The organism is Acidisphaera rubrifaciens HS-AP3 (assembly GCF_000964365.1).
GTDB lineage: Bacteria > Pseudomonadota > Alphaproteobacteria > Acetobacterales > Acetobacteraceae > Acidisphaera > Acidisphaera rubrifaciens.
This window is the reverse complement of the sequence record NZ_BANB01000264.1, coordinates 1-9,360: the sequence shown is the minus strand read 5'-3', so window position 1 is coordinate 9,360 and position 9,360 is coordinate 1. Positions and strand designations below refer to the sequence as shown.

At 71.3% G+C, this 9,360-nt stretch carries 11 protein-coding genes; 8 read left to right on the top strand and 3 right to left on the bottom strand.

Annotated features, from left to right (window positions below; all coding sequences use genetic code 11):
* The 3 genes from B8460_RS09020 to B8460_RS21800 all read right to left on the bottom strand — a co-directional run.
* The coding region (locus B8460_RS09020; RefSeq protein ID WP_084623407.1) for a ferredoxin:protochlorophyllide reductase (ATP-dependent) subunit N at positions 1-738 on the bottom strand (738 nt) is incomplete at its 3' end.
* The gene (bchF, locus tag B8460_RS09015; protein ID WP_241771156.1) at positions 735-1,286 is read right to left on the bottom strand and encodes a 2-vinyl bacteriochlorophyllide hydratase; all 552 of its coding nucleotides are present in this window, start codon (positions 1,284-1,286) and stop codon (positions 735-737) included. The genes B8460_RS09020 and bchF, both read right to left, overlap by 4 nt.
* Positions 1,287-1,661: 375 nt before the next feature.
* On the bottom strand, positions 1,662-1,808 hold the full coding sequence (locus B8460_RS21800) for a hypothetical protein (protein WP_158322780.1): 147 nt from the start codon (positions 1,806-1,808) through the stop codon (positions 1,662-1,664).
* 54 nt (positions 1,809-1,862) lie between these two features.
* Here B8460_RS21800 and B8460_RS09010 point away from each other — a divergent pair, with 54 nt between their 5' ends.
* The 8 genes from B8460_RS09010 to bchI form a co-directional block, all read left to right on the top strand.
* Positions 1,863-2,519, top strand: a complete 657-nt coding sequence (locus B8460_RS09010; RefSeq protein WP_052945189.1) for a cobalamin B12-binding domain-containing protein — start codon at positions 1,863-1,865, stop codon at positions 2,517-2,519.
* Positions 2,520-2,601: 82 nt separating this feature from the next.
* Positions 2,602-4,038, top strand: coding sequence for a transcriptional regulator PpsR (gene ppsR / locus B8460_RS09005; RefSeq protein WP_048861259.1), 1,437 nt, complete (start codon positions 2,602-2,604; stop codon positions 4,036-4,038).
* 1 nt (position 4,039) lies between these two features.
* A complete protein-coding gene (gene chlG, locus B8460_RS09000) occupies positions 4,040-4,945 on the top strand; it encodes a chlorophyll synthase ChlG (protein WP_048861257.1) in 906 nt (301 codons plus the stop codon).
* On the top strand, positions 4,930-6,321 hold the full coding sequence (locus B8460_RS08995) for a BCD family MFS transporter (RefSeq protein ID WP_241771155.1): 1,392 nt from the start codon (positions 4,930-4,932) through the stop codon (positions 6,319-6,321). Before chlG ends, B8460_RS08995 begins: the two co-directional genes overlap by 16 nt.
* A 5-nt stretch (positions 6,322-6,326) precedes the next feature.
* A complete protein-coding gene (locus tag B8460_RS08990) occupies positions 6,327-7,538 on the top strand; it encodes a geranylgeranyl diphosphate reductase (protein WP_048861256.1) in 1,212 nt (403 codons plus the stop codon).
* On the top strand, positions 7,535-8,026 hold the full coding sequence (locus tag B8460_RS08985) for a TspO/MBR family protein (RefSeq protein ID WP_048861255.1): 492 nt from the start codon (positions 7,535-7,537) through the stop codon (positions 8,024-8,026). The genes B8460_RS08990 and B8460_RS08985 overlap by 4 nt, the downstream gene beginning before the upstream one ends.
* An 84-nt stretch (positions 8,027-8,110) precedes the next feature.
* Complete coding sequence (locus B8460_RS08980; protein ID WP_048861254.1) at positions 8,111-8,365, top strand: high-potential iron-sulfur protein; 255 nt, start codon at positions 8,111-8,113, stop codon at positions 8,363-8,365.
* Positions 8,366-8,408: 43 nt separating this feature from the next.
* A partial coding sequence (gene bchI / locus B8460_RS08975; protein ID WP_048861253.1) for a magnesium chelatase ATPase subunit I occupies positions 8,409-9,360 on the top strand: 952 nt, incomplete at its 3' end.

Sequence of the window (9,360 nt, the reverse complement as noted above, 5' to 3'; positions counted from 1 at the left end):
CTCGAGCAGCCGCGCGGTGTCGGCCAGGAACGGCTGCGCGAGCAGCATCCGCGTGCCCGGCCCGACCGGCGGCAGGTCGCCGGCGCGGCGCGGCGGCAGGAAATCGACCCGTCCGATCCCCATGGCGGCGAACAGGCGCGTGAACTGATCCTCCACCACATCCGCGAGCGCGCCCACGACCAGCAGCGCGGGCGGCGCATCCGTATCGGCGACAGGCATGTCGGGCACGAGGGCGGCGAGGCAGGCATCCTCGCCCTGCGTGAACGTCGTCTCGATGCCGCTACCCGAGTAGTTAAGGACACGAACGGCCGGTGCGTGGACGCGCGACAGGCGCGAGGCGGCGCGCGACAGGTCGAGCTTGATGACCTCCGACGGGCAGGAGCCGACCAGGAACAGCAGCCTTATGTCGGGGCGCCGCTCCAGCAGCCGGCCGACCACCGCGTCGAGCTCGTCGTTCGCGTCCGCGAGCCCGGCGAGGTCGCGTTCGTCGATGATGGCGGTGGCGAAGCGGGGTTCGGCGAAGATCATCACGCCGGCGGCGGACTGGATCAGATGCGCGCAAGTGCGGCTGCCGACGACGAGGAAGAAGGCGTCCTGAATCTTGCGGTGCAGCCAGACGATGCCGGTCAGACCGCAGAACACCTCGCGCTGGCCCCGCTCGCGCAGGATGGGGCGGTCGTCACCGGCGGGCGCGACGCGTGGCGGCGCCGCGGTGAGGGCCGCGGCACCGTCGGTCATGTCGGCAACTCGCACCCGCCGACCCATTGCGGGCCGGCCAGCCGCGCCGCGCGCAGCTTCAGCAGGAATTGCGCGGCGTTGACGACGTAAGCGGCATAGGCGGCCAGCGCGAGCAGAAGCTGGTCATGCACGCCGAGCGCGCCGGTCACGAGGCTGAAGAGATAGAGGGTGTGCAGCAGCAGCACGAGGATGCTGAACACGTCCTCCCAGAAGAAGGCGGGCGCGAACAGGTAGCGGCCGAAGACCCGCTTTTCCCAGATCGAGCCGGTGATCATGATCGTGTAGAGCGCCAGCGTCTTGACCACGATCGACGCGGTGGCGACCGCGAGCCCCTCGCCCGTCGCCAGGTAGCGCAGCACCAGGACGAGGCTGACCAGGAAAATCGTGAACTGCACCGGCGCCAGGATCCCCTGCACCATGGTCCAGGGTGAGGCGTCGCGGCGCCGTCGTTCATCGGCAGTGTAAATCGCTGCCGCCGCGTGCTGACGCGCCAGGACGGTGCTCCGTCCGGCGCTGCTGCCCCATGGGCAGGCATCGACCGTCAACATCAGGCGATCAAGCGGGCGAAACGTAAACACAGCTTGACACCCTCCCCCTACGATCATCGGTTATCGTTAACCCGCGGCGCGCTTTCGATTGCGTCAGTCCCGCCGCAGTCTGCATCCTGTCTGGCGATCCGAGACCGGCGGCCGAAACTGATCGACCAACTGCTCACGAGACGAGGCTAAGCCGGCATCGAAGTGAGTGTCAAGCGAACCGGACGTACAGAAGACTTGACAGTCGAAGGCTGTCGGCTTGGTATTTGGGGGGACAAGGCAATGAATCCGTCGGGGCAGAACGCAGGTGACAGTCACCAATGGCATGAGCGCTGGGAGGACCAGTGGGCCGACGTCGCGTCGGCAGGTCCGTTCGGCGACGGCGCCCTACAGGACCCGCGGCGTCTGCCGCGGCGCGATGCCGATGATCAGACCGCCGGCGATGGCGCCACCGACCCGCCCGCCCGGCGTCTTGAACTCCTGAGCCGAACCGTGGAGCGCGCGATCATCCCCCGTCTCGTTCTTGCCGGCCAAGTCGGGCAGTCGGCCCGGCCCCCCTCGCAACACGGAGGCTGGTGTCCGTCCGAGGTGGATGTCGAGCACCTGGCCGGGCTGGTGATCGCCCACGAACCCGCCTATGTGGTTTCGTTCGTCGAGACACTGTGGAACCGCGGCGTCACTCTTGAGACGCTGTATCTCGACCTGCTCGCGCCGACGGCACGCCGCCTCGGCGACATGTGGTGCGAGGATCTGTGCGACTTCACGCAAGTGACGATGGGGCTGTGGTGCCTGCACCAGGTACTGCATGCCTTCAGCCACGCCTTTCAGGCCGAGGAAAAACAGCCGCAGAACGGCTGGCGCATCCTGCTGGCGCCCGCCCCCGGCGAACAGCACACGTTCGGCCTCGGCATGGTCGCGGAGTTTTTCCGGCGCGACGGCTGGCAGGTCGAGGCCGGGATGCAGGCGACGGCGGCGGAACTGGCCGACCTCGTGCGGCGCCAGTGGTTTTCCGTGGTCGGCCTGTCGGTCGGCGGCGAGGTGAAGCTCGAGGCGATTGGCAATTGCGTCCGGCAGGTGCGGGAGGCGTCGCGCAACCCGACCCTCGGCGTGCTGCTCGGCGGACCGCTGCTGCTGGATCGCCCCGAATTGGCGCGGCTGGTCGGCGCGGATGCGACGGCGACGGATGCCCGGCATGCCACACGGCAGGCGGCGCGCCTCGTCACCCTGCTCGGGATGGCAGGCTGATACGGGGGCGCTGTCGGCACGGTCGAACACGCCCGGCATGCGGTCCGCGGGAACGCGGCTGGTGGGAAGGGTGGATTCGCTCGTGAAGGCTTTCAGGGCCCCACGGACCGAACTGGGCAACGTCGATGCCGAAGCCGTGGCATCGCTGGTGGCCGCCGCGGCCGATATCGCCCTCGTTCTCGATCCGTCCGGCGTGATCCGCGATTATGCCGTGCATAACGACGAACTGCTGGCCGATCTGTCGATCGAGTCCGCCTGGGTCGGCCGTCCCTGGGCGGCGACCGTCACGGTCGAGAGCCGTCCCAAGGTCGAGGCGCTGCTGCGCGATGCGACGCATGGCGGCAGTCCCCGCTGGCGGCATCTCAATCACCCCTCGGTGCGGGGGATCGACGTCCCGATCCTCTATTCGGCGGTACAGGTCGGCAGCGACGGACGCCTCGTCGCCTTCGGCCGCGACCTGCGCGCGATGTCGGAGCTGCAGCAGCGGCTGGTCGACGCGCAGCAGTCGATGGAGCGCGACTATGCCCGCATGCGGCATGCCGAGACCCGCTACCGGGTGCTGTTCCAGATGTCGTCGGAGGCGGTGCTCATCCTCGACGGGCTGACGCAGAAGGTGCTGGCGGCCAACCCGACCGCGAGCGCGCTGTGCGGCGAGGTGGGGCGGCGGCTGATCGGCACGGTGTTCACCTCCCTCTTCACGCCCGACAGCGTGCAGGCGATGCAGACGCTGCTCGCCGCGGTGCGGGCCGCCGGGCGGGCCGACGACGTGCACGCGCGACTGGCCCTCGCCACCGACGAGGGCGGCACGCGCGAGATCGCCGTCTCGGCCACGCTGCTGCGCGAGGAGTCGGCGTCCTTTTTCCTTGTGCGCCTAGTGGCGCAGGACGGGGCGGCGGCCGCGACCCGGCTGCCGGAGACCAAGGCGAAGCTGCTGAAGCTCGCCGAACTCGCGCCCGACGGCTTCGTCGTGACCGAGACCGACGGCCGGGTCATCACCGCCAATCAGGCGTTCCTGGAGATGATCCAGCTGCCGTCCGAGGAGCGGGCGCGCGGCGAGAGTCTCGACCGCTGGATCGGCCGGCCGGGCGTCGATCTCGACGTGCTGACCGCCAATCTGCGTCAGCGCGGCACGATAAGGCTGTTCGCCACCACGCTGCGGGCCGAGTACGGCGGCACGATCGACGTGGAGGTCTCGGCGACGGCGATCCCCGATGACGGGCGTCCGTCGCTCGGCTTCGCGGTCCGCAATGTCGGGCACCGCCTGTCGGTGGAGAGCCGCGCGACATCCCTTCCCCGCTCCGTCGAACAGCTGACGGAGCTGATCGGCCGCGTGTCGCTGAAGGACCTGGTGCGCGAGAGCACCGACATGATCGAGCGCATGTATATCGAGGCGGCGCTGAAGCTGACCGACGACAACCGCGCCTCGGCGGCCGAGATGCTCGGGCTGAGCCGGCAGTCGCTGTACGTGAAGCTGCGGCGCTACGGCCTCGGCGACCTTGCGACCGAAGGAGAGGGCTGAGATGGCGCAGGCGCTTCGTCTGTCGATGCGGTCGCCGGCCGTGGTGCTGGAGTTCATGCACCCGATCACCTGGTTCGCGCCGATGTGGGCCTTTGCCTGCGGTGTCGTCTCGTCCGGGCACGCGCCGGGCGCGCGCTGGCCGGTGGTGGTGGCCGGGGTGGTGCTGGCCGGCCCGCTCGTCTGCGGCACGAGCCAGGCGATCAACGACTGGTTCGACCGGCATGTCGACGCGATCAACGAGCCTGACCGGCCGATCCCCTCCGGTCGGCTGCCCGGCTCCTGGGGGCTTATCATCGCGATCGTGGCAACCGGCCTGTCGCTGCTGGTGGCGACGGTGCTGGGGCCGGTCGGTTTCGCGGCCGGCGTCGTCGGCCTCGTGCTGGCCTGGGCCTACAGCGCGCCGCCGCTGCGGCTGAAGCAGAATGGCTGGCTCGGCAACGCGGTGTGCGGCGCCTGCTACGAGGGGCTGCCGTGGATCACCGGTGCCGCGGTCGCCTCGGGCCTGGTGCCGTCCTGGCGCGTCTTCCTGGTGGCCGCGCTCTACAGCACCGGCGCCCACGGCATCATGACGCTGAATGATTTCAAGTCGATCGAGGGTGATCGCCGGACCGGCGTGCGGTCGCTGCCGGTGCATCTAGGGGTGCGGGCGGCGAGCCGGCTCGCCTGCGTCGTCATGGTCGCGCCGCAGGTAGTGGTGGCGGGGCTGCTTTATCTTTGGGGCGCCTGGATCGAGGCGGACGTCGTCGCGCTGCTGGTGTTCGCGCAGATCGCGCTGATGCCGCGCTTCCTGCGCGACCCGCGCGGACAGGCGCCGTGGTACAACGGGACCGGTACCTTATTGTATGTCCTCGGGATGCTCGCGAGCGCGATCGCCCTGGCGGGCACGGCGCCGTGGCCCGCGCCGTGACCGCCTCGCCGGGCGTGTCGGGTCGCGGGGCCGGGTGGGTGATCATCGCGCGCCTCGGGCTGGTGCAGGCGTCGATCGGGGCCGTCGTGGTCCTCGCCACGTCCACGATGAACCGGGTGATGGTCGTCGAACTGGCGATGCCCGCCCTGCTGCCGGGCGCGCTGGTGGCGCTGCATTACATGATCCAGGTGCTGCGACCGCGCCTCGGCCACGGGTCCGATCATGGCGGCCGCCGGACGCCGTGGATCCTCGGCGGCATGGCGCTGCTGGCCGCGGGCGGGGTGACGGCGGCGGGTGCAGTCGCGTGGATGGGCACGGCGCCGGGCCCGGCTATCGCGCTCGCGGTGCTGGCCTATGCCGCGATCGGCGTCGGCGTCGGCGCGGCGGGCACGTCGCTTCTGGTGCTGCTCGCGGCGGTGGTCGACGCGCCCCGCCGGCCGGCGGCGGCGACGATCGTCTGGGTGATGATGATGGCGGGATTTGCCGTCACCGCGACGGTGGCCGGCCATCTGCTTCAGCCGTATTCCCCCGCGCGCCTCGTGGGCGTGACGGCCGAGGTGGCCGGGGCGGCGGTGCTGCTGACCTTGCTTGGCGTATGGGGCGTCGAACGGCGGGCGTCGCCCCGTTCGAACCCGGCCTTGGCCCCGACAGCCGCGCCCGTGCCCGCGCCGGCCGTGCCCTTCGTCACGGCGCTGCGTCAGGTCTGGGCGGAGGACCGGTCGCGCCGGTTCACGATCTTCGTCTTCGCCTCCATGCTGGCCTACAGCGCGCAGGAACTCGTGCTGGAACCGTTCGCGGGGGCGGTGTTCCACCTGCCGCCCGGCGGCTCCACCGCGCTTGCCGGCGTGCAGCATTCCGGGGCGCTGGTCGGCATGGTGCTCCTCGCGCTCGCCGGCAGCGCCGGGCGGGGCGGGTTTCGCGGGGGGCGTCTCGGCACGCTGCGCGGCTGGACGGTCGGCGGCTGCCTCGCTTCGGCGGTGATGGTGCTGGTCCTGTCGGCCGGCGCCTTCGCCGCACCGGGCTGGCCGCTGCGGCCGGCCTTCTTTGTCCTCGGCCTTGCCAACGGCGTGTTCGCCGCCGCGGCCATCGCCTCGATGATGCAGTTCGCCCAGCAGGGGCGGGCGTCGCGCGAGGGCGTGCGGATCGGGCTGTGGGGCGGGGCGCAGGCGGTCGCGTTCGGCATCGGCGGCCTGTGCGGCACGGGTGCGACCGATCTCGGGCGTGTCCTGTTGGGCAGCGTGCCGGCGGCCTATGCGGCCGTGTTCGCCGTCCAGGCGACCCTGTTCTGTCTTGCGGCGCTGGTTGCCGCGCGCGGCGACGACGCCGCGACGGCCCAGGCGATTTCCTCCACACAAGCAATTCCAATGGCACGGTGAGCGGCATGAACGACGTGGCGCAGGCGGGCCTTGACCAGGCACGATACGATTATGACGTGGTCGTGATCGGGGGCGGACCGTCCGGGGCGACGGCCGCGGATGACCTCGCGCGGGCGGGGCACGCGGTGCTGCTGCTGGATCGTGCCGGCCGCATCAAGCCGTGCGGCGGGGCGGTCCCGCCGCGGCTGCTGCGCGATTTCGCGATCCCCGACGAGCTGGTGGTGGCGCGCGTGACCTCGGCCCGCATCATCTCGCCGTCCGACCGGCTGGCCGACATGCCGATCGACGGTGGCTTCGTCGGGATGGTGGACCGCGAGCATTTCGACGAATGGCTGCGGGCGCGGGCGGCGATCGACGGCGCTGCGCGCCGCACCGGGACGTTCCAGGCGATCGAGCGCGATCCCGACGGCGCGGCGGTGGTCGTCGCCCGCATGGCCGATGGCGGGGTGGTGCGGCTGCGCGCCCGCGCGGTGGTGGGCGCGGACGGCGCGCGCTCGGCGGTCGCCAAACAGGCATTGCCCCGCGCCGCCGAGGTGCCGTGCGTCTTCGCCTATCACGAAATCGTACGCTCCCCCGCGCCGGCCTCCGGCTTCGACGGCGCGCGCTGCGACGTCTATTACCGAGGCACGCTGTCGCCCGACTTTTACGGCTGGGTGTTTCCGCACGGCGACACGACGAGCGTCGGCACCGGTTCGGCCCGCAAGGGCTTTTCCCTGCGCGGCGCGGTCGGCGCCTTGCGCGACGCGGCGGGGCTGGAGGGGGCGGAGACGGTGCGGCGCGAGGGCGCGCCGATCCCGCTGCGGCCGCTGCGGCGGTGGGACAACGGGCGCGACGTGATCGTGACCGGCGACGCCGCCGGCGTGGTGGCACCCGCCTCGGGCGAGGGCATCTATTACGCGATGCTGTGCGGCCGGATGGTCGCGGACGCGGTGGCCGCGTTCCTCGCCACCGACGATGCCCGCGCGCTGCGCGCGGCGCGCAAGCGGTTCATGGCGGCGAACGGCATGGTGTTCTGGGTACTCGGGATGTTGCAGCGCTTCTGGTATTCGTCGGACCGGCGGCGCGAGCGCTTCGTGACGATGTGCCGCGACCCCGATGTGCAGCGCCTGACCTGGGAAGCCTATATGAACAAGCGTCTGGTGCGTGCCCGTCCGGGCGCGCATGTCCGTATCTTCCTCAAGGACCTCGCACATCTGGTCGGCCTTGTCTCGGCATGAGCGTACTGCTCGCGGGCGGCTGGCAGGTGCCGGCCGGGGCAGTTGCGTGGGCGGTCGTCGTCGCGGTCGCGGGCGGCCTGCTGACAGAAATCGGTCCGTGGTACCGCCGGCTGCGCAAGCCGTCGTGGCAGCCGCCGGACTGGGCGTTCGGACCGGCCTGGACCTTGATCTTCCTGCTGGCGGCCGCGGCCGCCGTCCTGGCGTGGAACGGGGCGCCGGAGGGCGCCGCCCACTTGCGGGTGGTCGTGCTCTACGTCGTCAACGGCGTGCTGAATGTCGGCTGGAGCCTGTTCTTCTTCCGGCTCCGCCGCCCGGATTTGGCTTTGGTGGAAGTGGTGGCATTGTGGCTGTCGATCCTGGCGATGGTGATCGGCGTGGCGCCGCTGTCGGGCCTCGCGGCGCTGTTACTTGCGCCGTATCTCGCCTGGGTAACCTTCGCCGCGGCGCTCAATCGCGCGGTTGTGCGGCTGAACCCGCGCCGCGCCTGAGACGTTGCGCCGCCATGGCTGTTGCCAAAACTGCCGGCGGCCCAAATACGTGGCTGTCCGGACTGTCACAGGGAGAGAATCGGGATGGACCAGAAGACCTCGCGCCGCACCTTCATCGCTGCGGGCGCAGCGGTCGTCGCGGCGGGCGTCGGCGTCGCGGCCACGGCACGTGCGCAGGACCAGAAGATCGCCAAGACGGCCGTCATGTATCAGGACAAGCCGAAGGACGGTCAGATGTGCAGCAAGTGCGTCAACTTCGAGGCGCCGAACGCCTGCAAGATCGTCGCCGGCACCATCGCGCCGGAAGGCTGGTGCGCCGCCTACGCGCCGAAGAGCTGATCCGCCCCGCCGGCGCGCGCGTCTCCCGCCGGGCCGGCGGCTGATGCGCGCCCCGTTTCCCTTTTCGGCGATCGTCGGCCAGGACGAGATGAAACTGGCGCTGCTGGCCGCCGCCGTCGATCCGTCGATCGGCGGCGTGCTGGTGTTCGGCGACCGCGGCACCGGCAAATCCACCGCCGTGCGCGGGCTCGCGGCGCTGCTGCCGCCGATCGACGTTGTGGAGGCCTGTCCCTACGGCTGCGATCCGGCGGCGCCGCTTGCGTCGCTGTGCGACGCGTGCCGGGCCCGGGGCGAGGGTGGCCTTCGCGGCGTGCGCGTGCCGGTGCCGGTGGTCGATCTCCCGCTTGGCGCGACCGAGGACCGGGTGGTTGGCGCGCTCGATCTGGAACGCGCCCTGACGCAGGGCGTCAAGGCGTTCGAGCCGGGGCTGCTCGCCCGCGCCAATCGCGGCTTTCTCTATATCGACGAAGTGAACCTGCTGGAGGATCACTTGGTCGACCTGCTGATCGACGTCGCGGCCTCCGGCGAGAACGTGGTGGAGCGCGAGGGCCTGAGCGTGCGCCATCCGGCGCGCTTCGTCCTGGTCGGCAGCGGCAACCCCGAAGAGGGCGAGCTGCGGCCGCAGCTGCTCGACCGCTTCGGCCTGTCGGTCGAGGTGCGCACCCCGGACGACCTGCCGACCCGCATCGAGGTGGTGCGCCGGCGCGATGCCTATGACCGGTCGCCCGTCGCCTACGCCGCGACATGGGACGCCGAGGATGCCCGATTGCGCGCGCGGATCGAGGCGGCGCGCGCCCGGCTGCCCGACATCGAGGCGGGCGACCTGTTCATGGAGGCCGCCGCGCGGCTGTGCCAGACTCTCGGCACCGACGGGCTGCGCGGCGAACTGACCTTGCTGCGCGCCGCGCGCGCGCTCGCCGCGCTGGACGGCGAGCGGGTGCTCGGTCCGGCGCAGCTCCGCCGCGTCGCGGCCCCCGCGCTGCGCCACCGGCTGC